General features: G+C 53.2%; 37 protein-coding genes and 1 tRNA gene. 25 read left to right on the forward strand and 13 right to left on the reverse strand.

Annotated features, from left to right (window positions below):
- Window positions 1–2: 2 nt before the first annotated feature.
- From ACYOR7_RS05245 to purK, 5 genes are all read right to left on the reverse strand, one after another.
- Window positions 3–1,796, reverse strand: a complete 1,794-nt coding sequence (locus ACYOR7_RS05245) for an SDR family NAD(P)-dependent oxidoreductase (protein ID WP_479913323.1) — start codon at window positions 1,794–1,796, stop codon at window positions 3–5.
- A 162-nt stretch (window positions 1,797–1,958) separates the two neighbouring features.
- The gene (locus tag ACYOR7_RS05250; protein WP_479913324.1) at window positions 1,959–2,342 is read right to left on the reverse strand and encodes a hypothetical protein; all 384 of its coding nucleotides are present in this window, start codon (window positions 2,340–2,342) and stop codon (window positions 1,959–1,961) included.
- Window positions 2,343–2,353: 11 nt separating this feature from the next.
- Window positions 2,354–2,638 (reverse strand): hypothetical protein, encoded by a 285-nt coding sequence (locus ACYOR7_RS05255; RefSeq protein ID WP_479913325.1) that lies wholly within the window; start codon window positions 2,636–2,638, stop codon window positions 2,354–2,356.
- Window positions 2,639–2,670: 32 nt separating this feature from the next.
- Window positions 2,671–3,177, reverse strand: coding sequence for a 5-(carboxyamino)imidazole ribonucleotide mutase (gene purE, locus ACYOR7_RS05260; protein ID WP_366137787.1), 507 nt, complete (start codon window positions 3,175–3,177; stop codon window positions 2,671–2,673).
- A gap of 20 nt (window positions 3,178–3,197) precedes the next feature.
- Window positions 3,198–4,391 (reverse strand): 5-(carboxyamino)imidazole ribonucleotide synthase, encoded by a 1,194-nt coding sequence (gene purK, locus ACYOR7_RS05265; RefSeq protein ID WP_294806723.1) that lies wholly within the window; start codon window positions 4,389–4,391, stop codon window positions 3,198–3,200.
- Window positions 4,392–4,482: 91 nt separating this feature from the next.
- Between purK and purC the strand changes: the two genes are divergently transcribed.
- Together purC and ACYOR7_RS05275 are read left to right on the forward strand one after the other, a co-directional pair.
- Complete coding sequence (gene purC, locus ACYOR7_RS05270) at window positions 4,483–5,319, forward strand: phosphoribosylaminoimidazolesuccinocarboxamide synthase (RefSeq protein ID WP_294806725.1); 837 nt, start codon at window positions 4,483–4,485, stop codon at window positions 5,317–5,319.
- A 281-nt stretch (window positions 5,320–5,600) separates the two neighbouring features.
- A complete protein-coding gene (locus tag ACYOR7_RS05275; protein ID WP_294806726.1) occupies window positions 5,601–6,128 on the forward strand; it encodes an ArsR/SmtB family transcription factor in 528 nt (175 codons plus the stop codon).
- Here the strand turns inward: ACYOR7_RS05275 and ACYOR7_RS05280 are convergent, their stop codons facing one another.
- On the reverse strand, window positions 6,129–6,548 hold the full coding sequence (locus tag ACYOR7_RS05280; protein WP_479913326.1) for a DUF371 domain-containing protein: 420 nt from the start codon (window positions 6,546–6,548) through the stop codon (window positions 6,129–6,131).
- A gap of 104 nt (window positions 6,549–6,652) precedes the next feature.
- Here ACYOR7_RS05280 and ACYOR7_RS05285 point away from each other — a divergent pair, with 104 nt between their 5' ends.
- The 22 genes from ACYOR7_RS05285 (at window position 6,653) to ACYOR7_RS05390 (ending at window position 18,125) form a co-directional block, all read left to right on the forward strand.
- A complete protein-coding gene (locus ACYOR7_RS05285) occupies window positions 6,653–6,856 on the forward strand; it encodes a hypothetical protein (RefSeq protein WP_294805171.1) in 204 nt (67 codons plus the stop codon).
- A 159-nt stretch (window positions 6,857–7,015) separates the two neighbouring features.
- Window positions 7,016–7,753 (forward strand): archaeal proteasome endopeptidase complex subunit alpha, encoded by a 738-nt coding sequence (psmA, locus tag ACYOR7_RS05290; RefSeq protein WP_294805173.1) that lies wholly within the window; start codon window positions 7,016–7,018, stop codon window positions 7,751–7,753.
- Between the two features lie 137 nt (window positions 7,754–7,890).
- Window positions 7,891–8,550: a thioredoxin domain-containing protein gene (locus ACYOR7_RS05295; protein ID WP_294805174.1), complete on the forward strand. Its 660-nt coding sequence runs from the start codon at window positions 7,891–7,893 to the stop codon at window positions 8,548–8,550.
- 9 nt (window positions 8,551–8,559) lie between these two features.
- Window positions 8,560–9,399, forward strand: a complete 840-nt coding sequence (locus ACYOR7_RS05300; RefSeq protein ID WP_479913327.1) for a putative RNA uridine N3 methyltransferase — start codon at window positions 8,560–8,562, stop codon at window positions 9,397–9,399.
- 52 nt (window positions 9,400–9,451) lie between these two features.
- Window positions 9,452–10,453: a 50S ribosomal protein L3 gene (locus ACYOR7_RS05305; RefSeq protein WP_294805177.1), complete on the forward strand. Its 1,002-nt coding sequence runs from the start codon at window positions 9,452–9,454 to the stop codon at window positions 10,451–10,453.
- Window positions 10,453–11,262 carry a 50S ribosomal protein L4 gene (gene rplD / locus ACYOR7_RS05310; RefSeq protein WP_479913328.1) on the forward strand — a complete coding sequence of 270 codons (810 nt, stop codon included), beginning with the start codon at window positions 10,453–10,455 and terminating at the stop codon, window positions 11,260–11,262. Before ACYOR7_RS05305 ends, rplD begins: the two co-directional genes overlap by 1 nt.
- Window positions 11,263–11,264: 2 nt before the next feature.
- Window positions 11,265–11,600, forward strand: a complete 336-nt coding sequence (locus tag ACYOR7_RS05315) for a 50S ribosomal protein L23 (RefSeq protein ID WP_294805181.1) — start codon at window positions 11,265–11,267, stop codon at window positions 11,598–11,600.
- Between the two features lie 55 nt (window positions 11,601–11,655).
- Entirely contained in the window at window positions 11,656–12,063 is a 408-nt protein-coding gene (locus tag ACYOR7_RS05320; RefSeq protein ID WP_479913329.1) for a 30S ribosomal protein S19, read from the forward strand.
- 5 nt (window positions 12,064–12,068) lie between these two features.
- Complete coding sequence (locus tag ACYOR7_RS05325; RefSeq protein WP_294805185.1) at window positions 12,069–12,542, forward strand: 50S ribosomal protein L22; 474 nt, start codon at window positions 12,069–12,071, stop codon at window positions 12,540–12,542.
- Entirely contained in the window at window positions 12,539–13,243 is a 705-nt protein-coding gene (locus ACYOR7_RS05330) for a 30S ribosomal protein S3 (RefSeq protein WP_479913330.1), read from the forward strand. The genes ACYOR7_RS05325 and ACYOR7_RS05330 overlap by 4 nt, the downstream gene beginning before the upstream one ends.
- Window positions 13,230–13,436: a 50S ribosomal protein L29 gene (gene rpmC, locus ACYOR7_RS05335; protein WP_294805188.1), complete on the forward strand. Its 207-nt coding sequence runs from the start codon at window positions 13,230–13,232 to the stop codon at window positions 13,434–13,436. Before ACYOR7_RS05330 ends, rpmC begins: the two co-directional genes overlap by 14 nt.
- Window position 13,437: 1 nt before the next feature.
- Window positions 13,438–13,704, forward strand: coding sequence for a ribonuclease P protein component 1 (locus tag ACYOR7_RS05340; protein ID WP_294805190.1), 267 nt, complete (start codon window positions 13,438–13,440; stop codon window positions 13,702–13,704).
- Between the two features lie 13 nt (window positions 13,705–13,717).
- Window positions 13,718–14,059, forward strand: coding sequence for a 30S ribosomal protein S17 (locus ACYOR7_RS05345; RefSeq protein WP_294805192.1), 342 nt, complete (start codon window positions 13,718–13,720; stop codon window positions 14,057–14,059).
- Window positions 14,043–14,483, forward strand: coding sequence for a 50S ribosomal protein L14 (locus ACYOR7_RS05350; RefSeq protein WP_294805194.1), 441 nt, complete (start codon window positions 14,043–14,045; stop codon window positions 14,481–14,483). Before ACYOR7_RS05345 ends, ACYOR7_RS05350 begins: the two co-directional genes overlap by 17 nt.
- A 14-nt stretch (window positions 14,484–14,497) precedes the next feature.
- A complete protein-coding gene (gene rplX / locus ACYOR7_RS05355; RefSeq protein WP_294805196.1) occupies window positions 14,498–14,974 on the forward strand; it encodes a 50S ribosomal protein L24 in 477 nt (158 codons plus the stop codon).
- Window positions 14,974–15,687 carry a 30S ribosomal protein S4e gene (locus tag ACYOR7_RS05360; protein ID WP_294805198.1) on the forward strand — a complete coding sequence of 238 codons (714 nt, stop codon included), beginning with the start codon at window positions 14,974–14,976 and terminating at the stop codon, window positions 15,685–15,687. Before rplX ends, ACYOR7_RS05360 begins: the two co-directional genes overlap by 1 nt.
- Window positions 15,688–15,691: 4 nt before the next feature.
- Complete coding sequence (locus tag ACYOR7_RS05365) at window positions 15,692–16,216, forward strand: 50S ribosomal protein L5 (protein WP_479913331.1); 525 nt, start codon at window positions 15,692–15,694, stop codon at window positions 16,214–16,216.
- A gap of 5 nt (window positions 16,217–16,221) precedes the next feature.
- A complete protein-coding gene (locus ACYOR7_RS05370; protein WP_075053861.1) occupies window positions 16,222–16,401 on the forward strand; it encodes a 30S ribosomal protein S14 in 180 nt (59 codons plus the stop codon).
- Between the two features lie 15 nt (window positions 16,402–16,416).
- Entirely contained in the window at window positions 16,417–16,809 is a 393-nt protein-coding gene (locus tag ACYOR7_RS05375; RefSeq protein WP_294805203.1) for a 30S ribosomal protein S8, read from the forward strand.
- Window positions 16,793–17,353, forward strand: a complete 561-nt coding sequence (locus ACYOR7_RS05380; RefSeq protein ID WP_479913332.1) for a 50S ribosomal protein L6 — start codon at window positions 16,793–16,795, stop codon at window positions 17,351–17,353. The genes ACYOR7_RS05375 and ACYOR7_RS05380 overlap by 17 nt, the downstream gene beginning before the upstream one ends.
- A gap of 137 nt (window positions 17,354–17,490) precedes the next feature.
- Window positions 17,491–17,600 (forward strand) — tRNA-Asn (locus tag ACYOR7_RS05385).
- A 72-nt stretch (window positions 17,601–17,672) separates the two neighbouring features.
- A complete protein-coding gene (locus ACYOR7_RS05390) occupies window positions 17,673–18,125 on the forward strand; it encodes a hypothetical protein (RefSeq protein WP_294805207.1) in 453 nt (150 codons plus the stop codon).
- Window positions 18,126–18,149: 24 nt separating this feature from the next.
- On the opposite strand, the gene ACYOR7_RS05395 is transcribed toward ACYOR7_RS05390, so the two are convergent.
- The 6 genes from ACYOR7_RS05395 to ACYOR7_RS05420 form a co-directional block, all read right to left on the reverse strand.
- Window positions 18,150–18,512 carry a hypothetical protein gene (locus ACYOR7_RS05395; protein WP_294805209.1) on the reverse strand — a complete coding sequence of 121 codons (363 nt, stop codon included), beginning with the start codon at window positions 18,510–18,512 and terminating at the stop codon, window positions 18,150–18,152.
- 38 nt (window positions 18,513–18,550) lie between these two features.
- Window positions 18,551–18,889: a Zn-ribbon domain-containing OB-fold protein gene (locus tag ACYOR7_RS05400; RefSeq protein ID WP_294805211.1), complete on the reverse strand. Its 339-nt coding sequence runs from the start codon at window positions 18,887–18,889 to the stop codon at window positions 18,551–18,553.
- Entirely contained in the window at window positions 18,879–19,964 is a 1,086-nt protein-coding gene (locus ACYOR7_RS05405; protein ID WP_479913333.1) for a thiolase family protein, read from the reverse strand. The genes ACYOR7_RS05400 and ACYOR7_RS05405 overlap by 11 nt, the downstream gene beginning before the upstream one ends.
- A gap of 1 nt (window position 19,965) precedes the next feature.
- On the reverse strand, window positions 19,966–20,943 hold the full coding sequence (locus ACYOR7_RS05410; RefSeq protein WP_479913334.1) for an LLM class flavin-dependent oxidoreductase: 978 nt from the start codon (window positions 20,941–20,943) through the stop codon (window positions 19,966–19,968).
- Complete coding sequence (locus ACYOR7_RS05415) at window positions 20,940–21,626, reverse strand: nucleotidyltransferase family protein (RefSeq protein ID WP_294805217.1); 687 nt, start codon at window positions 21,624–21,626, stop codon at window positions 20,940–20,942. The genes ACYOR7_RS05410 and ACYOR7_RS05415 overlap by 4 nt, the downstream gene beginning before the upstream one ends.
- Before the next feature lie 162 nt (window positions 21,627–21,788).
- A complete protein-coding gene (locus tag ACYOR7_RS05420) occupies window positions 21,789–22,214 on the reverse strand; it encodes a hypothetical protein (protein ID WP_294805219.1) in 426 nt (141 codons plus the stop codon).
- Window positions 22,215–22,269: 55 nt separating this feature from the next.
- Between ACYOR7_RS05420 and ACYOR7_RS05425 the strand changes: the two genes are divergently transcribed.
- Window positions 22,270–22,809: a hypothetical protein gene (locus ACYOR7_RS05425; protein ID WP_294805221.1), complete on the forward strand. Its 540-nt coding sequence runs from the start codon at window positions 22,270–22,272 to the stop codon at window positions 22,807–22,809.
- On the opposite strand, the gene bioD is transcribed toward ACYOR7_RS05425, so the two are convergent.
- Window positions 22,806–23,501: a dethiobiotin synthase gene (bioD, locus tag ACYOR7_RS05430; RefSeq protein WP_294805223.1), complete on the reverse strand. Its 696-nt coding sequence runs from the start codon at window positions 23,499–23,501 to the stop codon at window positions 22,806–22,808. The two genes, ACYOR7_RS05425 and bioD, sit on opposite strands and share 4 nt — an antisense overlap.
- Window positions 23,502–23,528: the final 27 nt, after the last annotated feature.

Below are 23,528 nucleotides of genomic sequence, written 5' to 3' on the forward strand. Positions count from 1 at the left end.
AGCTAGCTCCTTGCCTCGTCGACGTAGAATATGGCCTCGTTGCGCTTTAACGCCGCGCCTGCCGCAAGGCTCAGTATCGACGCGTGCAGCCTGTCCGCGTTTGGCCCTGCCCCTTCGCTGTTTCCCGCAAGCACAAGGTGCAATTTGATGTTTGAGCCAAGCACGTCGCCAAGCTCTTGGTTCGCAGTCGCCGTGTATGGCCGCAGCGCTCCGCGGAACACGTCAGAGCGTGCGCGAACGGTGCCGGATATTTTCTTGCCGACGGGCGCGTCCGGGCCGACTAGAGTTATCGTGCCCTTTGTTCCCTTGAACTTGACCGGTTCTGTGAGCGCTCCTTCTGGGGCCATTGCGATTACCGACTCTTTTACTATCAAACCGGACACGTAGAGAAAGTTGTCGATGAGCGCCTCCCACTGGCTCCTTGGCATCGTGCTGAACGCAGAGTTGTAGTCATAGTCGCCGGTGAAGTGTATCACCGCGTCAACCGGCCCAAAGTGCGTCTTGGCGGTGTTGAATATGCGCCTCACCGCGGTCTCGTCAAGGAAATCGATTGCGTGGCTGTGGAATTCCTTAAAGTGCGCTTCATCAGCCTTGTTGCGGTACAGGACGATCACCTGCTTGGCCCCTGCGACCTGAGCGATGCCTGCGACCTTTTTCACCCTGTCAATGTCCTTGGCGGCAGATGATGTCGTAGTCAGCACTATTACCTTGCCCTTTAGTTCAGAGCCGGGCAGTATGTCGACTCCTGTGCCCACAATCGGCTTGACGGGGTAAAAGACGCGGTCGTTTGGTATCACTCTGCCGTTTATCAGTTTGCTTATCTTTTCGTCAGAGAGATTGAGCACCATCTCGGCGACCTCGTCTTGCGCTAGGAACTCGCTGTCCACTATCATCTTGCTGGTGTTGCCCTGGATTTTCTCAGCGATTTCCTGCATCTTGGCCAGCGCGCCGGCCACAGTCTCGGCAAGTTTTGAAACGGTTGCTTCGTCGGTCTGGCCGCGCTTTGCCGCGATTTCGCTAGCCGCATCATGGCACGCCTTTTTCACAACGTCGTCAGCGTCGCCAAGGTACGGGAGCGCCTTTGCGGTGACTACCTCGACCTCTGTTGACGAAAGGCCGGGATAGCCTCCGACGCGCAGAAACTCTGCGGCCGCCTTTGGATACACGGTCTTGTATATCCTGTCAGAATGCACGGGCCCCGGGTTCGTAGCAATAGAACGTATGCCCCTTTCCGCAAGCTCCCATGCGAGGCACTCGGCAAGCCTGTTTTTTGCGCCCTGGGAAGCGGTGTACGGCGTCCTGAAGCGGTACGGGCGCTGCTCGTACCTGTTTTCCTCTGCAAAGAACGTGGATATGGTGATTATCTTGCCTCCCTTTTCCATCGCCTTCAATCCTGCGGCAGAGGTCCAGAAGGTGCCGGTCAAGTGTATTGCCACGCACTCGCGGAACTCTTTGACGCTTGCATTCGTGAATGTCTTGACCGGCCCAGATACGCCGGCGTTGTTGACGATAATATCCACCTTGCCAAACTGGCTCTTGACTCCTTCAAACAACGTGTTGATGCCGTCTTCGTCAGAGACGTCAACCCCGGGAAAGGTGGCGACCCTGCCTTTGGAGCCGACCTTTTTTATGATGTCGTTTAGTATCTCGGCGGTCTGGTCGAGAGGCTCCTTGCGCCTGCCCATGATGACGATGTTGGCGCCTGTCTCGGCAAACCTCTTGGCAATGGCCTGGCCGATGCCGGTGCCGCTCCCAGTAACAACTACGGTTTTACCGTCAAATTTTAAACCACTCAATATTCTTCAGAGTGCAGGAAACCTGTACACGATTATTAAAGGTATTTCCGGTCGGTACGGAGATTACTGTTTGAGCTTGAATCCAAGTAAAATCCGACAATGTTCAAAGCGGTAGACAGAAGTAAACAAAACTGCAACAAAAAAACTAAAGAGGTTAGAAAATTAGAGGGCAGCCTTGATGTGACCAGCGATAATGTCTGCTATCTCGACCATTGTTGGATTTGCCTTCAGGTTCTCCTCGTAGTTCCACCGGCCGTAGATCCTGACGTGCCCGTCAAGAGGGTCAACTCGGACCTCGCGTTCGTGCAGGAGCACTTGTTTCAAAAGCTCCGTAAGATGCTCATCATTCTGCAGTTTGTCTGCAAACGCGCTTGCCCCGGTCCACTTGACCGCAACGACCCGTTTCTCTGAAAAGTGGCCCTTTGTAATCGGCTCGCATTTTGCAAGGAACTTTTGCGTGTTTGTTTCATCACCTGTTTCAACGATGTAGTGCACCTGGTAATAGTCAAGCGCCCCGTATGGTAGTGGCGTGGCATCCTGTTTCATCAATATATCACCTAGTGTTTCTGGAGCACCTGGACAAGGTCAAAGTTCTTGCCCCTGACTCGGATGACGCCCCTGTTGGTTGTGAGCTTGGAATTCATGCCAAACATGTGGCTATAGCACGGTCCGCTTTCGATGGGGTGCGTGCCCTGCGCAACGTGCTCTGCGATAATGCCGTGCTCGTTCAGGTCGTTTGCCAGCATCTCGTTTGGCGCCATCCTTCTGATTATTACGGGTTCGCCGTCGCCGTGTCCGTGCTCCTCTTCTTCATGCGATTCGTGGGAATATTCGTGCTCCACGCCAAGAGGTATCGGGAGCGGCCAAATAAATTCTACTGCTGCAATCGACGATCTTTTGTCAAGTATTTCGTAAAGCCCATTTCTTCAAGGGATTGCGCCTTTTCGAGCACCGAGCCTTCCATTTCGCGCTTGAATTCCTCTACCTTTTTTGCAATGGCAGGGTGCTTGGTTGCGAGGATCTGGCACGCAAGTATGCCGGCGTTTTTTGCGCCGTTTATCGCCACTGTGGCGACTGGGACGCCAGGCGGCATCTGGGCTATTGAAAGCAGCGAGTCGATGCCGTCGAGGCTCTTTGTCTTGATCGGGACGCCTATCACGGGTAGGGGAGTGAGCGACGCAGTCATGCCGGGTAGGTGCGCGGCGCCTCCTGCGCCTGCGATTATCACTTCAATCCCTCTCTTCTTGGCGCTCTTGGCATAGTCGTACATGCGCTTTGTGGTGCGGTGCGCGGACACTATGGTCACTTCGTTTGAGACACCAAACGAGTCGAGAAATTCAGCCGCCTCCTTCATAATTGGCAGGTCAGAGTCGCTTCCCATGATGATTCCTACAAGCGGCTTCACTGTCTTTCTGCCTCTCCTGTGGTGGCCTGCACGAGCGTGATAGCATTGCGCGCCTTTTTAGCCCTTGCTAAGGCCTCCTTCACGGTCCTGCCGGTCGCCGTGACATGTCCCAGTTTTCTGCGCGGCTTGGATACCTTTTTGCCATAGATGTACAGTTCCGCCCCGGGCACCTTCATCATCTTGTCAAGACCCGTAACTGAATATACGCCGTCAAAGCCCTCGGGGCCCAGAATGTTTATCATGGCTGCCGGCGACAGCAGTTCAGGTTTTGCAAGGGGCAGGTCGAGCACCGCCCTCAGATGCTGCTCAAACTGCGAAACAGAGCACGCCTCGTTGGTGTAGTGGCCCGAGTTATGGACGCGGGGCGCAATCTCGTTTATCAGCACGTCGCCTTTTTTCGTCACAAACATCTCGATGCCAAAGATGCCTGCGCCGTGCAGCACCTGCATCGTCCTTTTGGCAAGCATTATCGCCTTATGCTCGACCTTGCGGCTAATCTGTGCCGGCGCAATCGTGGTGTCAAGGATGCTGTTTTTGTGCATGTTTTCAACCACAGGAAACGACTCTATCTGTCCAGAGGGGTTTCTCGCTACCATTATCGATACCTCCTTTGCAAAGGGGACAAACTTTTCTAGCATGACTTCTCTGCCCTTGAAATACTCGTAGGCTTGCCGCACGTCACCCTTGGATTTTATCACAAAGTTGCCACGGCCATCGTACGAGTCCTCGGTCGCCTTCAAGACAGCAGGAAGTCCGAATTTGCCGCATAATTCACGTAAATGTTCTTCTGATTTCACAAGCTCAAAGTCAGGGACTGCTATTCCGTGCTCTTTTAGAAACGACTTTTGGCGGTGCTTGTTCTGGATTATGCGCAGGGTTTCAGGAGCCGGCCTCACGGGATAGTTCTTTTCCTCTAATTGCTTTAACGCGCTAGAGTTTGTCAGCTCGATCTCGTATGTAAGGACATCGGATTTTTCTGCCAGCCTCATAATCGCAGACTCGTCCTTGAAATCGGCAACAATCTGCTCGTCGGCTATCTTTGAAGCAGGGCAGCCTTCTGTCGGATCAAGGACTATAACCTTGAACGACATGCGCCTTGCCTCGTGTGCTATCATCTTGCCGAGCTGCCCGCCGCCAATTATACCGACGCAGGTCGGCCGCTCCATCGAAAGCGCGCCACTCTTGTACAAGCCGACGTTGGTTCGTACAGGCGCCGTTAAAAGCCTTTCAACAACATATCAACAGATAAGCAGATATGCCATAGCACTCAACTGTCCGGCGTTGAGGCTCATCCGCAAGGGCAAGGTCAAGGACATTTACGAGCTTGACGATGGCAACAGCATCCTCTTCCATTTCTCCGACAGGGTATCGGCGTTTGACGTCAAGATGGCGACTCCAATACCGAGAAAGGGAGAGGTGCTGTGCAGGTTTGGCGAGTTCTGGTTCAACGCCCTTGGCACGCCACACCACATGCTGCGCGTGCAAGAAAAAGACAAGATGGTTGTGAAAAAGCTGAGAATGATACCTGTGGAGTGCGTGGTGCGCGGGTATTTCTATGGCAGTTTTGCAGACCGCTACAAGGACCATCTCGGCAAGGGCCTGCCGGCGGATTTCAAACCGGTTATGGCAGGTAAACTACCAAGGCCGATATTTGACCCGACGACCAAATCCGAGGAGCACGACATGCCAGTCAGCAAAGAGCAGGCAATCTCTATGGGCTTGGTCTCTAAGAATGATTATGAATACCTCGAAAAGACATCGATTTTACTCTATGAAAAGATGAGTGCAATCGTCGAAAAGGCAGGCTTCATTATCGCGGATGTCAAGTTTGAGTTTGGCCGCGACGAAACCGGCAGAATAATCCTTGGCGACTCGCTTGGGCCGGACGAATACCGCCTATGGCTCAAGGTTGATTATCAGCCGGGCAGGATTCAGGAGGCGTACGACAAGCAGCTTTTGCGTGACTGGCTCATCAAAACAGGGTTCAAGGCAGAAATTGACAGGCTCGCCAAGGAAGGTGAAAAGCCCGATCCGCCCGTGGTTACACCTGAAATCGCAGAAGAGCTTTCAAGGCGCTACATACTTGCGTACGAGCGCATAAGTGGCAAGACGCTTTAATCGCTCAATCCGCGACTTGTTTCTGTGTCTTTTTGTGCATGCCGCGTGCTTGCAGGCGGCCGGTTGTTTGGCGGGTCGGTTTTCGCGCGCCTGCCTACATAGTTTATCATAGCATTACTATGTTGGTGATATTATTCAATTAAAATAGAATAGATACAGTTAAAACGATAACTGCATCATATGTATAATATTGTAACCGTAAACATGATTGTAATTAACCAACAGGGCAAAACAATCAGACAAGCGCGCTTACTATGCACGACAGCATCTTGTATGCATACATGGCAGATGCGCTGTTCCAAAAAGACGTAAAAGTAAGGCGCGTGACCACCCTAAACCACGTTGCCGCGCAGGGTCTTAGCGACCCTGCAAGGATAAAGATACTAGAGCTTTTGAGCCACAAGCCCATGAACGCGGAGGAAATCGCAAAGGCGCTTGGGAGCGCAGGCATCAAAAAAGCCACGACCACGGTCAGACACCACCTCGACACGCTCAAGGAGGCGGGCCTGATAGAGCCGGCAAGGATAGTCGAAGTCAGGGGCGCCGTGATGAAGTACTATTCTGCCACGCTCAAAGTGTTTGACTGTCAGGCGCCGGCGGACCTTGACATCAGGGCTTTGCGGCTGATTGACGATACCAGCAACAAGCTTGCAAAGGTGCTAAAGAGTGTGCACGATGACAAGCGCTTTTTGGCGCTTGACAAGGACGGCAAGTGCAGGGATTTCCTTGCCCTTGAAATCATCAATGCGGCTCTTGCAAAAGCGATGGAAAGGCCAGAGTCCAAGGAACAGGCAGGACAGAAAAAGTAACTATTCGACCGTTATACGGAAAATGCCCTTTGTGCTTGGGTCCTGCAGCGCCTTTATCATGTCCCGCGGTATGTCAGACGACGCCCTGTCGCACCTGACGGAGAGGGTCCGGGGGCAGACAAAGTTTGTCTTGCGGATAACGATGTCGTGCATGTTAGTCAGCGTCAGGCGCTCGTCGCCGGCGCCGCTTATCTCATAGACATTGTTTCCCACGATTATCTCTATTTGTACGTGCGAGCCACTCTTTGCCAGATTGTGCTTTATCTTTTCGTCAATGTCGGCGCACGCCTTTTCCGCCCGGACGCCGATTATGCAGTCGCCTCTCAGAGTCAGGTGCTCCTCTTTTGTTATCTCGACGGTCCTTGCGTGCAGCGACTGGACGTTTGGGTGCCCAAAGAATGCGATCTCGTCCTGCAACACGATGTTTCTCTGTTTATCCGTGCGTTATTAAAGTCAATCCTGTGAATGCCGGAAACGACGTGAGCAATTCTTATTTATCCGGATGCACTTTTGTGCAGTGAGATATGTCTTTCAAGCAGAGACTGGAAGGCTTTGTGTACGATCACCCGACCTTGGCGGCCTTTGCCATTGCAACTGCCGCCGTTTCCGCCATTGCGCTTGCCTTTTCAATGTTCGCTGGGGCCGCAGGTGCACATCAATACCTTCACAAGGACGTGGCGCAGGTCGCCTTCAACGTTGTTTCAAAACCAGGCTGCCTCAACGCCTGAAAAAGGCCCCACCAATCTTGTTTGTTCCCACGTATGTTTTTCCGGTGATCTATAATTCAATTTTCCGCATATCAAGGCGCTAAAGAATTCACAATTCGGTTGGCGGCAAGAGAAAACGAGGTAGACTTAAATTGAACGGTGGAGGCAAATTAGCTCGAATTGTTACCCGCAGCAGCAGGCTATGACCGAGCAATTACTGTATTTTCGCCAGACGGAAGGCTTTACCAGGTAGAATACGCCATTGAAACCGTAAGGCGCGGAACTCTTGCCATTGGAATCAAGGCAAAGGACGGCGTCGTCCTCGCAGTGGAGGAAAAGACGAGAAAGCTACAGATTAACAACGTCACGCAAAAGATCTTCCAAGTCGACGACCACATTGGCGTCGCTGCGGCAGGCTATATCCCTGATGCAAGGACTCAAGTGGACCACGCAAGGTTCTTTGCGCAGAGCAACAGGCTCATCTATGACGAGCCGGTTGACGTCGAGGGCGTCGCCAAGAACATCGCCGACATGGCCCAGCAGTTCACGCAGTATGCAGGCGTGAGGCCGTTTGGCGTCGCGCTCTTGCTTGCAGGAGTCGACAAGAACGGCGCAAACCTGTTCCTCACTGACCCGTCGGGCACCTACATCGGCTATGACGCAATGGCGATAGGCGCAGGCAGCGACCAAGTGACAGACTTCCTCGAAAAGTCGTACAAGCAAGACATCTCTCTTGCAGAGGCGGCTTCACTTGCGATAGAATCCATCTACCTTGTCAGCGAGGACAAGTCCAGCATCAAGCACCTAAAGATGGCCATCATCGACAACAAAACAAAGGCCATGCGCAAGGTTGAAGACGAAGAACTGGAAAAGTACGCGGCTTCTGCCAAGGAAAGGGCAGGCAAGCACCCGGCCTAAGTCAAGGATATAACTGGCTGCGGTCTCACTGCCACACCTTCCATTTTTCAAGGCTTTTACGAGTTTGTTTTTGTCGCACAGAATCGATGCTACACGCACAAAGTTAATTTAGCGACAAGAGTCAGTTTACCGCATATATGGCAGCAAAAGTAGGCACAAAGGCTCCCAACCTGAACGTTTCCACATGGGTGCAGGGCAAGCCCACAAACATTGACCAGGAAAAGGGCAACGTCGTGGTTGTCGAGGTATTCCAAGTAAACTGCCCCGGCTGCTTCATGTACGGCATCCCCGAGGCGATAGAACTTTACAACAAGTACGGCGAAAGCGGGCTGACGGTGCTCGGCATGGCCACTGCGTTTGAAGACTATGACAAGAACACGCTCGAAAACCTCCAGAAACTGCTGACCACCGGCGAGGTTGTCGGCGAGACGCAAAAGGCGCTGTCGATGTACGGCCAGCTGAAAGGCGGCAAGCTGCCGTACAAGATACCGTTCCCAGTCGGCATGGACATGCTGAAAAAGGAAAACGGGCAGATAACTGAAAGCAAGATAATGGATGTGATAGAGGCAAACGTGCCGGACTATCGCTCGTACAGCGAGAAAGACAGGCAGATTATGATAGAGCGCGTGAAAATGTATTTGCAGGGCAAGGAATACTCGGCCAAGACGTTTGAGGAATACGCCATGCGCGGCACACCTACCTCACTTGTAATCGACAAAAAAGGCAACCTGCGCCACAACCTCTTTGGCGCTACAGGTCAGCTGGAAATAATAGTCGAAGAGCTCTTAAAGGAATAAAGACAAAACATGCAGAACCTCTGGGTGGCGATACCCGACTCTTCTCTTTCAGACGAGCAGACCAAGCGCGACAAGAGCGTCAAGATAGCCCAGTTTGCGCGCGCCTGCTCCATCTTTCGAGTAAAGCGCATATACATCTACCACGACCCGCTTTCGCAGTTTGAGAAGGAAGATCCAATACTTTTGCGCACCGTGCTGCGCTACCTCGACACGCCACAGTATTTGCGCAAGATATTGTACCCTAGGATGACGCAACTGGAATTTGCAGGGATACTGCACCCGATAAAGGCGCCGCACCACAAGCCCGCGCAGGACATCAAGACAGTCAGGGCCGGCGACGTGCGCGCCGGCGTGATTGTTAAAGTGAAAGGCGCGCTGTTTGTGGAGGCCGGCCTTGGCTCGCTAGTTCCGTTTGAGGGGCAGGGCTTTGAGGGCAAGAAGGTAAACGTCAGGTTCACACAGCCGTACCCGAACCTGCGCGCAACAGAGGCTGCAGACAATGACATCTCGGAGTACTGGGGTTATGAGGTCAAGGAGGTGCCGTCCGTGGTAAAGCTGTTGAGCAGCGTGGAAAAGACTGTCGCAGTCGTCACGTCGAGAAAAGGCAGCTACTTCAAGAACGTCGAGGTCAAGCTTGGCGAGCGCATAAAGGCAAGCGAGAACGTTCTCGTGGTGTTTGGCGCGCCAAGGCACGGGGTGCACGAAATCCTCGCAAAAGAGGGCGCAAACGTGCGGTCCGAGTTTGTCGTGAACATGTTTCCGGCGCAGGCCACCGAGACGGTGCGCCTTGAGGAAGCTATCCTCGGCACGCTTGCGATCCTCAACAGCTCTATTTTGTCCAAGAACTAGCTTTTTCCACTGAATAATTTATAAAAGGAAGCGCAAGACTGTTGCGTTACCTATGGGTCATCGTAAGTATAGCGCCCCAAGAAGGGGTAGTATAGCCTTCCGCCCAAGGGCCAGGGCAAGGAGCCTCGAAGCGAGGGTCCGGACTTGGCCAGAAATGGCGGGAGAAAAGAGCTCCCTGTTGGGGTTTGCAGGTTTCAAGGCTGGCGGTATACACGTTCTAACCATTGACGACAGGGAAAAGACTCCGAACTTTGGCAAGCAGTTGCTGAACGCTGCGACGGTCATCGTGACTCCGCCGATGAAGGTAATCGGCGCTCGCGCGTACAAGACAGATTTGTATGGACAACATGCGATCTTTGATGTATATGCAAAGGACCTGCCAAAGGAAATGTCGCGTCGAGTCGACATCAAGCAGGCCGACGACGCGATGGCAAAGGCAGAGGCCAAAGTCGCGCAGGCAAGCTCTATCATGGCAATCGTTGCAGTTTCCCCAAGCGCGGTCGGCATCTCCCAGAAAAAGCCGTTTGTTTTCGAGCTGGCAGTTTCCGGCAAGGACGCAAAGGCGCAGTTTGAATACGTCAAGGGCATCCTTGGCAAAGAGATGAAGGCAAGCGACATCTTCCAGGCCGGCCAGAACGTTGACGTCTTTGGCATCACACGTGGCAAGGGTGTCGAGGGCCCCATCACGAGGTTTGGCGTCAAGCGCAAGCAGCACAAGTCGAGAAAGAGCGTGCGCGCAGTCGGAACGCTCGGCCCAATATCCCCTGCAGTAGTCATGTACACTGTCGCAAGGCAAGGCCAGCGGGGCTTCCACCAGAGGACCGAGTACAACAAGCGCATATTGATAATGTCAAACACTGAAAAGGATGGACAGCAGAGTTCTATCAACCCCAAGGGCGGATTCAAGCACTTTGGACTCGTCAAGGGCGACTATATCGTCGTAAGGGGCTCGGTTCCGGGCGTTCCAAAGCGCCTGATAAAGATGAGGCACCCAATACGCAACCTTCCAAAGAAGGTCCAGGAGCCAAAGGTTCTGGAGGTAGTTGTCCAGTAATGACAAAGGCAACAATAACAGGCATCGACGGCAAGGACGCAGGAAGTGTCGAGCTTCCAATCGTCTTTGACACGCCGTACCGGCCGGAGGTAATCCACAAGGTGTACGTCAACCTCACTTCGCATACTTATCAGAGGCAGGGTCGCTACCCCGGCGCAGGCGAGAACGTCTCTGCAGAATCCCGAAACACCGGTCTGGGCATCGCACGTCTTGCAAGGGCCCGCGGTGAAGGGTTCCCAAGGGCAGGGCAGGCGGCAGGCGTGGCAGGCGTAAGGCACGGCAGAGTTGCGCACCCGCCAGAGTCGTGGAAGCACATATACAAGAAAATCAACCACAAGGAAAAACAGCTCGGCCTCTGCTCTGCAATAGCGGCGACTGCAAGGCGCGACCTGGTAGAGGGCCGTGGCCACAAGCTCGCAAAAGATGTCAAACTGCCACTAGTAGTTTCAAACGACATTGAATCCGTCGCAAAGGCAAAAGATCTGATAAAGACACTTTCAGCGCTCGGCCTAGAAGACGACCTAGTACGCGCAGGCTCGACCCACAAGGTCCGCTCTGGCACCGCAAGACGCAGGGGCAGGTCCGCAAGGGTCGGCACAAGCGCGCTCGTGGTAGTCGGAAACGATGCCAAGGCACTTGCAATAAAGTCGATACCGGGCGTAGAAGTCAAGACCGCAAGGGAAATCAGCGTCCTTGACCTGGCGCCGGGCTCAAAGCCAATCAGGCTGACAGTATTTTCGCAGAACGCAATCGAGCAATTGAAGGAAGTCAAGGCTCCGATGCACAAGGTAATGGAGATGATTAGGTAACAATGAGCAAGGCAGAAAACAACAACAAAAAACCGGCTGCGGCAGAAGTGGCAGCGCCGGCAAGCACGGCTATGACTGCAGAAGATGCGACGGTCATAATACTGGCGCCATACGTTACAGAAAAGACATTCAACCAGATAGAGAAGGAAAACAAGCTCTCCTTCATGGTCGCAGACCACGCGTCAAAGCACCAGATAATCGAGGCGATGCGCATACTCTATGAGATAGAGGTGGCAGACGTCAACACGGCGCATACTATTCAGGGCAAAAAGGCATTTGTCAAGTTCAAGGAACCGGAAGGCGCAAGGAACCTTGCGACAAAGCTGGGGCTGGTATAGAATGACGCTCGCTAGGTTTAAAAATGGAAAAGCAGCCGAGGAGAGAGTGATATAGTTGGTACGCGAATTCAAGTTCAAGGGCTATACGCCCGAACAGTTACAGTCACTGTCTATAGAGAACCTTTTGCCGCTTCTCAACTCACGGCAGCGCAGGTCGCTTGACAAGCGCATCGGCACGTACATGAACGACGAAAAGAGAAAGCTGCGCGAAAAGATAAAGCTGGCACGCGACGGCAAGCTGAAAGGCACAATCAGGACGCACGTCCGTGACATGATAATCCTGCCGGACATGATCGGCCTCACAATAAACGTCCATAACGGCAAAGAATTTGCAGCAGTCGCAATCAGGATGGAAATGGTCGGGCACTACCTTGGCGAGTATGCGATAACTAACAAGAGAGTCCAGCACGGCGCACCAGGTGTCGGCGCTTCGAGGTCCAGCCTCTACGTCCCGCTGAAGTGATGCACATGCCAAAATTTTCTTATTCTTTCCAAAACTTTGACAAGGCCCGCCACGTGCGCGCCGCTGTCCGCGAAAAGAGCATTTCACACAAGCACTCTCGCGAAATTGCAGTCGCCATCAAGGGCATGTCCATTGAAAAGGCCCGCGAGTTCCTCGAAAACGTCGTGGCCAAGAAAATTGCAGTCCCATACCGCAGGTACCACAACGAAGTCGCGCACAGGACCAATATCCGCGACGGCTTCTCCGCAGGCAGATACCCACAAAAGGCCGCAAACGAGTTCCTCAGGCTTCTCGACAACCTTGAATCAAACGCAGAGTACAAGGGCATGGACCTTGACCGCCTCCGCATAGTGAGCGCAGTGGTCCACAAGGGGACCAAGCTGGAGCGCTTTACTCCGAGGGCCATGGGCAGGTCAAGCCCCAAGATCGACACGCTAGTGCATGTCGAGCTTGTAGCGCAGGAGGTCTCTTCAGAATGAGCGCAGTAAAGAACGTAATGAAAAACACATACCGCAACATGGAAATTGACGAGTTCCTCAGAAGGGAACTCAAGGACGCCGGCTATGGCGGAGTCGAGATCCAAAAGACGCCAGTCGGCGCAAGGATAACCGTTTTCGTGACAAGGCCCGGCCTAGTAATCGGCCGCAAGGGGACAGGCATCAAGGACCTAATGGCCAAGATAGAGCAGAGGTTCGGTTTTCCAAACCCGCAGATCTCGGTGCTTGAAGTAACAAACCCTGAGCTGAACCCGAACATCATGTGCAACAGGATTGCACAGCTCATTGAGCGCGGCACAGCTTTTAGACGTGCATCGATGTGGGCGCTCAACACGATAATGAGCCAAGGAGCGCTTGGGGTTGAAGTTACAATTTCAGGCAAGCTTCGCACAGAGCGCGCCCACTTTGAAAAGCACACGGTGGGCGTGGTGCCAAAGAGCGGCGACATTGCAGGCAAGATAGTCGAGACAGGCGTCGCGTCTGTACTGACAAAAATGGGCCTGATGGGCATACAGCTACGCATCGCATCAAAGGCAGAGCTTCCGCAAGAGTTCCAGATGGTTGAGGGTGGCGCGCAAGCGGCTGCACAACCAGCACAGGCGCTAGCCGCAGAAGAAGAAGCCAAGGAAGAAACGGTAACAGCAACACAAACAACAGGAGCGGAGACAAATGGCCAGGCTTAAGCTAAAGACGCTTCGCGAAATGAACGATACAGATCTTTCGCAAAAGCTTTCAGAAATGAAGGCGGACCTTGCAAAGGTCAGGTCTGAGCAGACTAAAGGCACGCTGAAAAAGCACTCGGGCGAGATTAGGTACATGCGTCGCGACATTGCGCGCATACTTACGCTGCTCAATGAAAGGAAGGCCAAGGCGTAAGATGATAACTGCGGCAAACATCCTTGCGCACGAGCTCATCGGCCTTGACGCAAAAATAATCGAATCAACGAATGCAGCACTCGCCGGCCTTGCAGGCACTGTTGTTTTTGAAACGAGGAACACGCTTGCAATAAGATCCGGCAGCGCGACAAAAATAATTCCAAAAGCAGCAGCGAAAAAAATCGAAATCGCAACTCAAAATGGCGCTTGCTTTATAAGTGGTTCTTCGATGATAGCAAGGCCAGAGGATCGTATATCGCGATTATAATAGAGTGATAGAGATGGTAAGAAACATTGGTGTTTCAGTCATTGCTCCCCGCAAGACGTGCGAGGATGAGCTCTGCCCGTTTCACGGCACGCTCCCGGTGAGGGGCAAACTTGTGACAGGCATCGTGGCAAGTGCCAAGGCCAAAAAGATGGTCGTGGTCACGCAAGAGTACCCGAGGCCAGTCCAGAAATACAAGAGATATGAGAGGTCCAGGTCCAAGGTCCACGCGTACCTCCCGACGTGCATGGATGTCAAAGAGGGCGACGAGGTCAAAATAGCAGAATGCAGACCGCTTTCAAAGACTGTTTCGTTCGTAGTGATTGAGGTGAATACAAAGGATGGCAGCAGGATCTAAGTCAAGAGCAGTTTCGGCCAAGGGCGTAGAGGAATTCCGCCCGTACATCACAAGGGCGCTGCCGGTGACGGCAGAGCTCGTATGCGCCGACAACACTGGCGCAAAGGTGCTGCGCATCGCGCAGGTCACCAGGTACAAGGGAAGACACTCGCGTCTGCCGGCGGCAGCAGTTGGGGACTTTGTCACAGTTACAGTAAAGAAGGGTCCGGCGGAACTGCGCAAGCAGATTTTCGGCGCCGTCATTGTAAGGCAAAAGTACCCTATACGCAGACCAAACGGGGTCCGCGTCGCGTTTGAAGACAACGCCGCGGTGCTCGTGACGCCAGAAGGCGAGATCAAGGGGACTGACATCAAGGGTCCGGTCGCAAGCGAGGCGGCGGAAAAGTGGCCGAGGATTGCAAACCTCGCGGGAATGATAGTCTAGGTGTTTTATTAGAAATGGCAATACATCCAAAACTCTTGCACGTTCCAAAGCACCAGCGCGACAACATGGTCGGCGCTACCTTGTCTGATAACCTGCGCCAGCAGTACAAGAGGCGCAGCGCGCGCGTCATCAAGGGCGACTCGGTCAAGGTCATGCGTGGTGAATACAAGGGAGTAGAGGGCAAGGTCGACAAGGTCAACACCATTGAAGGCACCCTCGAAATTGAAGGCATACAGCGCGAAAAGGTGCGCGGAGGCCAGGTCAAGGTCCCTATCCACGCTTCAAAGGTAATGATTACTGGACTAAAGACGGACGACAAGTACAGGACGGCGATGCTCAGCGGCCAAAAGCAGCAGGCGGCGCCAAAGAAGGAAGAGGCAAAACCAAAAGCCGAAGCAAAGCCAAAGGCTGCAAAGGCAACAAAAAAGAAGCCAAAAGCGCCAAAGAAAAAGAAGACGACATCAGCAAAAAAAGAGGAGGAGACTAGCTAATGGGAAAGAAAGGTGGAGCAACTAGAGTAAAGAGACAGATGGCGCCGACCTTCTGGAACATCAGAAGGAAGGAAAGCCAGTTCGTCATGAGGGTCAAGCCGGGACCGCACCCGAAAAATAGCGCATACCCGCTCGGCATGGTCCTGCGCGACGCAGTCAAGGTGACACACACAGCCAAAGAATCGCAACTGATACTCAATGAAGGCAAGGTCAAAGTCGACGGCATTGTAAGGCGCGACCCGAACCTCGCAGTCGGCCTAATGGATGTGGTAGAGCTTGCAAACGGCCAAGCGTACCGCCTCGTCCCCAAGGACTCGGAACTGCTCGCGCCAGTGGCAGTCGAGGACGCGGAAAAGGCAGTGAAACTAGCCAAGATAACAAGCAAGGTCACGACCAAGGGCAAGAAACTGCAGTACGGCTTCCACGACGGCAAGACGCTCATCACCGACGCCAAGATGAAGGTCGGCGACACGTGCCTGCTCGAGCTTCCCGGTGCAAAGGTAAAGGACCACATCAAGCTAGAGAAGGGCGCGACGGCACTCATCATCACGGGCGAGAACGCTGGCAAGGTAGGCAAGATAGAGGACTTTCGTGAAGGGCTTTTCTCGCTTCCAACCCGCGCGTTCGTCTCAGTCGACGACAGGACGGTAGAGCTTCCGGTGGAAATGGTCATGGTAGTTGGCAAGGACAAGCCAGTGATAAAGGTGAACTGATAGAATGAGCCAAGTTATGGAAAGCAGTAGCATGAAGAGGATTGTCGTCGACAAGGTGGTCATCAACATCGGCGTCGGCAAGTCCGGCGAGCCGATGGAAAAAGCAAAAAAAGCGCTCACCGAATTGACGGGCCACCAGCCTGCGATAAGGGGTGCAAGAAAGACTGTGCGCGACTTTGGCATCCACCAGGGCGAGCCGATAGGCGCCATGGTAACTCTCAGACGCGAAGAAGCAGTTGAATTCCTAAAGCGCGTCGTTGCAGCAAAAAAGAACGTGCTAAAAGAATCCTCGTTTGACAATTTCGGCAACCTTTCAATTGGTATCCACGAGCACATCGACATCCCCGGCACAAAATACAACCCAGAGATCGGCATCTTTGGAATGGACGTAAACATCGTCCTCGTGAGGCCAGGATACAGGATTGCTCGCAAGAGCAGAAAACGCGCCAAGATAGGCAAGAGTCACAGGATAACCAAAGAGGACGCCGTTGCCTACTTTAAGGAACAGTACGGAGCGGAGGTACAGTAATCAAAATGCCTAAACCAAGAGAATACGCGACAACGGGCCGCAAGCAGCTTGCGCATGGAAGAGGAGTGCGCTGGTGCAAAAGGTGCGGTTCATATAACGGACTTATCAGAAAATACAACCTGATGCTTTGCAGACAGTGCTTCAGGGAAGTGGCTGAAAGCCTGGGATTCAAGAAATTCGAGTAGGTGTAGTAGAGAGAGATGCCAGCACTAAACGTCCTGTCAAACATGTTCACTACCATCTACAACAACGAGACCCGGAGAAAGAGAGAATGCATCGTGCTTCCGTCGTCCAAATTCGCAAGCGAGGTGCTCCGCGTGATGCAAAAGCACCGCTACATCGGCGAATTTGAGCAGGTGGACGACGGCAGGGCAGGCAAGTTCCGCATACAGCTACTGGCCAAGATAAACAAATGTGGCATTATCACCCCGCGCTTTTCCGTGAAAAAAGACGCGTACTTTGACTGGGAGAGACAGTTTTTGCCGGCATACAGCATGGGCATACTGCTAGTCTCGACCAGCAAGGGCATCATGTCCCACCACGAGGCGCAGGAGCAGGGATTAGGAGGAGTTCTAGTTGGCTACGTCTACTGAGCAGCCAGCGGCAATAATGGCAGAAGTCGCCATACCAGCAAGCGTCAAGGTAACAAAGGAAGGAAGCTTCCTCACAGTCAAGGGCAAGCTGGGTACTATCAAGAAGGACTTTTTGAAACTTCCTGCCACGGTGACGGTTGAGGGCAACAAGGTAATGATAAAGCCGTACGGCACGAGAAAGCGCGACCTTGCAGTGGCCAACACAGCAAAGAGCATCGTGACTAGCATGGTAAAAGGCGTCGAAAAAGGCTACACGTACAAGGTCAAGATAATATTTGCGCACTTTCCAATCGCAGTAAAGGTAAAGGGCAAAGAGGTCCACGTGGAGAACTTTTTCGGCGAGCGCTCTGCCCGCACTGCCAAGATCCAGGGCGACGCGACCAAAGTCGAGGTCCAAGGCGAAGACGTCGTCGTAAAGGGTCCGAGCCTTGAAGACGTGTCGCAGACTGCCGCAAACATCGAGCAGTCAACCAAGATAAAGGACAAGGACCAGCGTGTCTTCCTCGACGGGCTGTACGTCTACGCCCGCGAAGAAGGCATGTGAGGTTTTTCCCTCCCCTTTTCTACCGCAATTTTTGCAAAGTGCTCTTGTCGTAACGTTTGTCCTGTCATATCACATTTTTTGTTTGCAAAGCAAAATTCTAAACATTTATTTTGTGCATGGAATTTGCGTATACTTGCGCCGCTGTAGCTCAGCATGGTAGAGCAAATTCAAAGCGCAATATTGTGCTTCGGAGCTTAACTGGCTGTTAACCAGTGGGTCACCAGTTCGAGTCTGGTCAGCGGCGCCATGTATAATTTCTCTACGATAGCTTTATAGCATTTCAGAATAGCTTCACGTCAACATTACGTGAACACCCGAGTTGTCCAAAGATAACGAGCAGGCCGGCGGCAGCGACAAAATAGAGGAGCAGCTAAAGGGAAAGACACTGCAGGTGTACATGTACATGATAAAGAGAAAAGAGCCTGTGGGAGTGCGCGAAGTGCAGCGCGACCTTGACTTTTCAAGCCCCAGCGTGGCCAACTACCATATTGACAAGCTCGTGCAGCTGGCGCTCGTAGGACAGGACGAGTACGGCCGATATTACATAATCCAAAAGGTGCAGGTCGGTGTGCTGCAGGCATTTGTCAACGTCGGCGGGATTGCTGTTCCCCGGCTATCATTCTTTGCGGCATTTTTCACGACGATGCTAATCGCGTACGTCGTCCTGAACGTTAACAACCTGGACGTCTTTGCGATAGGCTTTGCGGTGGCTGGCGCCGTCGCCTTTTGGATAGAAACGTTAAGAGTGTGGATAAAGCGCCCTATTTCATAATTCGAGTTTTGAAATATTGGTATTTTATCCAAGCGGGACAATATCGAGCGCTATCGCGTCGGCAAGGAGGTCGAGATGCTTGCTTGCCACCACGTACCCGTTCTTGATGTCGGTCGATGCGACCCACCTGTTCGTGGAACTGAAAAGGCGCTCTTTTTTCATCCTCTTTTCAACTTCCTCGACGTTGAGCTCCCTTTCCTCCACTTCCTGTGTCTCGGTGTGCTTTATCGTGAGCAGAATCTTTCTGACTAGGACCCTGTTGCCAAAGCGCCGGGAAAAGTCCCTTGCGCCTTCGTCGATTTCAACGAGCTTTATCTTGATCTGAAAGCGGTTGAGGGCGTCCCTGCTTGTCAGGACCCTCTCGTCAACAAACCTGTCGTAACTCATGAGCCTGCTCCGGTTCTCTCTCAATCATTAATAAGCATTCATTTTGGGACAAAGTGGTAGAACGGCGCGCCTTCTGCGTTCACGCCGCATTTGTCCATCCTGACCTTCATTCCATTGCACAGCTTTTTGTCGCCGTCAAATGAGCCTACGAGCCTAAAGCCATTCATTTCTATAATGCCAAAAACCCCTTCGTGTCCACGAACGTGCGAAGTCGCAAACTCGACCAGAATGCCTGTCTTGTCCACTTTTTTCAGCACAGCCTTGCCAAAGCATTCCGGACAGGAAGGCGACGGCGGCCAGGCCCTTTTCCCACATTTCGTGCACATTGGCACCAAGAACTCGCCCTTTTTCAGATAGTCAATAAAGTTAAGCGCCAAGCACCATCACCGTCGCCGACGAGCCGGCGGCAGCAAGGTTGTGCACGAGGCCGGTCTTGCAGCCTTGCACTTGCCTTTTTCCCGCCCTGCCGGACAGTTGCAGCGTTATCTCGGCGACCTGCGCCACGCCAGTGGCTCCCACTGGGTGGCCGCAGCCGAGTATCCCGCCCCGTAGGTTTATCGCGATTTCCTGCTGTTCAACGAACTTGCCTCCTTTTCCCTTTTGCGCAAAGCCTAGATCCTCGTACGCCATTATCTCAAGAATTGTAAACGCGTCGTGCAGCTCGGCGACATCCACCTGCGACGGCTTTATCCCGGCCATCTTGTACGCGTCGCGCGCAGCCCTCTTGGCTGTTTCGAGTGTCGTCAAGTCGTCCATGCTTGCAAAGCTGGCACCGGCTGTCTGCTGGCCGATTCCCTTTATCCATACCGGGTTTTCAGTTTTTTTCGCCCTTTGCTCTGAGAGCAGGAGCACGGCCGAGGCGCCGTCGCACGGCGCCGAGCAGTCGAGGAGCTTTACCGGCTCGGCTATCATTTTCGATTCCATCACCTCTTTTAGAGTCACGGGCTTTTGAAAGAGCGCGTTCTTGTTTTCTGCGGCGTTTCTGTGGTTCTTGACTGACACATGGGCCATCTGTTCTTCAGTTGTCCCAAAGCACCTCATGTGCGAGCGGGCAAACATCGACGCCCAGTGTACTGGAAAGTTGAACGAGCCTCGGGTGACGTCCCAGACGAGCCTGTTTCCCTCGCTGCGAGCCTTTTCTGCGCCTACCACAAGCGCCGAGTCGCACAGGCCAGACGCAATCAGCGAATACGCAGTGGCAATCGCGTTCGTCCCGGAATTGCAGAGGTTGTCAACCCGCTGCGACATCTTGGGCGTTACCCCGAGCATTTCAGAGACTATAGTCGAGCCGTATTGCTCTGTAGCACACGTGGAGAAGAGTACGGCATCGACGCTCTTGCCATAGCTTTTCAGAATCTCGACGCAGGGCTCGCAGGCGATGTCAAAAATCGATCTTTCTGTCGCCTTTGTGAATTTCGAGGTTGCCGCAGCCGAGATAGCTACCCTGCCCACTTTAAAAGGTTGACAACAGTTCCCTAAATGAACTTTCTGCGTCCTGTACAGGATTGAACTGCAATATCGGCAGGGTGACTCCCGAGTCGGAAAACCTGGAAAGCGCCTTTCTGCATTCCTCTTTTGTGCCACAGACCGTCAGCTCCTCTAGCATCTTTAGTGAGACCTGCCCTGCAGCCGCGTCGCCGCCGTTCTTTTGGTACTCGGCTGAAATGCGCTCGACCTCGTCGCGGTAGCCGTTCTCTGCAAGGAACCTGCTATAGTACTTTCCGACTGCAACGTAGAATGCGAGGGTCTTTGCCGCACGCGCCCGGGCTTTTTCCGGCTCTTTATCCGACACGGCGCAGATGAGCGAAAGCGCGACCTCGAAATTGCCTGCTGCTGTAGCTCTTGCTCTCAGTTCCGGCACCGTTGCTTTCAGCTCTTCAAGCGGGCGCATGTAAAGGAGCACGCCATCTGCCTTTTCTGCGGCAAGCGCAAGCATACGCCTGTTGACTGCCGCAAGGAAAATTGGAATGTGCTTTCTGAAGGGCGTATTCAGCATCTTGAAGTTGTTTATCTTGAAAAACTCGCCGGAATAGTTGACCCGCTCGCCAGACGTCATCAGCCGGATGCACTCGACATACTCTTTCATCCGAGATGCAGGCTTTACAAATTCCACTCCATGCCAGTTCTCGACTATGGCCTCCGTGCTCGTGCCAAGGCCGATGACTGTTCTGTTGCCTGAAATCATGTCAAGCGTGGCTGCGCCCATCGCTATCGTGGCAGGAGTCCTTGAAAAAATGCTAACAATCGATGTACCAAGCCTGACTTTTTTTGTGGCCTGTACCACTGCACCAAGCGTGGCAAAAGACTCTCGGCCCCACGACTCTGGGACCCATATCGAATCCACATTTTTTTGCCTGTCCGCAAGGCTTGCGCACCGGAGCACGTCCTCCATAGAAAGGAGTGGCCCGAGACTGTACCCAACTTTCATCATGAGATGTGCGCAGCCTGCATTTCCTTTGTCGCTTCCTCGATATCCTTGTGCGAGTCGATGGAGCGCCAAAAGACGCTGTCGTAGGTGGTTGCCCGGAGCTTTCCTTCCTTTGCCAGCGCAGGCAGGGCGGTCATCTCTATGTTGCCATTTTCAGGCAGGTACGAAAACACTTCGTTCGTGAAATGGTAGACGCCTGCATTTATCCACCTGTCCTTTATCCGGGGCTTTTCCACAAAACCGAGCACCTTGTTCGACTTGTCCACCTCGACCACGCCGTATGGGCTGCGCAAGGGCACGAGTGCAAGCGCGTGCGCCGACCCGCCGTCGCGCAATTTTGAAGGATCGAGGTTTGAAAGTATGTCGCCGTTTAGCATGAAAAACTCGCTCTGGCCTGAAAGAAGACCCTCCGCGTTCTTGAGCGCGCCGCCGGTGCCTAGCGGCTCTTCCTCAACGGCGTAGCCGACCTTGACTCCGAGCCTGCTTCCGCTTCCAATGTGGTTTATTATCTGCTCCTTCAGGTATCCTACGCAGATTATGAACTCCTTTATGCCGTTTCCGGCCAGCCACTTTATCTGCCACTCGATTATCGGGAGGTTTGATACCTCTATCATGGGCTTTGGTATCTGGTCTGTCAATGGTTTCAGGCGCTTGCCAAAGCCACCCGCAAGTATTACTGCTTTCATGTCCCAGAATTCCTGTATAATCGTATAAAATGTTATCCGGACTCTGTCAAAAGCCAGTGTATCTCTTGATAACATTCTGTGCACACTTCCTTGTCCTCGGTGTGCACGCAAGAGTAAGTCCTGTCGGCCTGAGAGCTGCAGCGCGCGCAGACTGGCAAAAAATTACCTTGAAGCCTGCGATGGCTTGCTTGCTACACGCCTGTCGCTTGCGGCCTTCCAGGCGCCGAGGCCTACCAGGATTGCGCCCATGCCAATCGTGCTCCCGATTGTGCGCATCGCGCCCGATGCGTTTGCAGAGGCAAGAGCCCCCTGCGCGATTAAGGCAAGCATACCGGCGATTATCAGGCCGCCATTTACAAACAAGAGCGCCATGACTGCCTTTGACGGCTCTTTTCTTGCAATGACAAAAGCGATTATCGACATTATCACCGCGCCTCCTCCAAATCCGCCGCCCCTCACTGACTCGTCAAGTGGGAGAAACCCCCTGTGGTCCGGGCTAGAGCCGGCGGCTGCAGCATCTGCGCCGTATATCACCAAAAGCACCAGCGAGGCGACGAGCAGGCCGATTGCAATCTTGACCTTGGCCATTTTGTATTATTAAAGGGCAATCAGATTTAATAAACGTACCCGGGTTTGCAATGGTGTGCCCAAGGACATCAAAGAGGTCCTCTATGCAGTAATTGACCGCATAGGCAGGGAAAAGATCCGCGCAGACGTCAGCTCCAACATTGAATCGTCAAGGAAATATTGTTCCGAAATAATAGACAGGTGCACGCAGGACCTTGGCGACGAGGCAAACGACGAGACCCTCGGGACATTGTGTGAGGCGCTCTTGCATTTTATGCTCACTGCATCGCTTCTGCCGTCAGAAAGAAAAGTGACTGTGGACGGGACAGAGCTGGACGTGGTCGTGCCGTCTGTAAAGAGCCTTGCAAAAAGCCCCGACAAGGCGCTTGTCATACAGGTTTTGAAAACAAATGTAGATACGGTCAGGATAAAGCAGGCGCAGGCTGTCCAGAAAAATGTTGAAAACTTGTGGATAATTTCTGCAAGAAAGGTTGACTACAAAGGCAGGAATTACCATCTTGGCAGTGCAAAATTCCAATATTCATCGGTAGTTTCAGACATACACGCCTTTCTTGCGCGCAAGGGCGTCAGCAGCCTAAAAATGCTGCATGGCTAGGCGAGGACTGTTTCTGTAACGCCTGCCTTTCCAAGAAGCCTGCCTACCTCTTTGTAGTCGGGATTTTTCATTTCCGGAAGCACCGCAAGCACGGGCACGCCTGCAAGCCTCTGTATCACATGCGGCGCGTTCTTTTCCACGGCACTCGGCCTTTTTGGCATCATGTTGAAAATTATCCCCCGGACATCAAGGCCGAATTCGCGGCAGGCACGCACCGTAAGAAGGGTGTGGTTCAGGGTGCCAAGGCGCGGGTGCGTCACTATCACCACGGGCACGCCTGCAAGCCGTATAAAATCCGCGATAAACTCGCGCTCTGTCAGGGGCACCATCAGGCCCCCGATGCCCTCGACGACTACGAACTGGTGCTTTATCCCCAGTTTTTTCAGCGGGAACAGCGCCCCATGGACGTCCGGAGGGCTTTTCTTCAGGATCTGCGCGGCCATAAGTGGAGATGCAGGCACCCTGAAAAAGACAGGGTTCAGCTCATCGTCAGGCTCGACGGTTCCTGCGGCCTCTGCAAGGATGGCAGTATCCTCCGACTTGAATTTCTTTGAATGATATTTTGCGCCCGTCGCAAACGGCTTCATGGCAACAACGTCTATGCCCCTTTTCCTCAAGAGCCATGCGATGCCGGCCGCAACAACGGTCTTGCCGACACCAGTGTCGGTGCCCGTCACAAACACGCCGCGCATGGAAATAATTAGATAGAGCAAGGGGTT

It is taken from the genome of Candidatus Nitrososphaera sp. 86-2 (assembly GCF_056726185.1).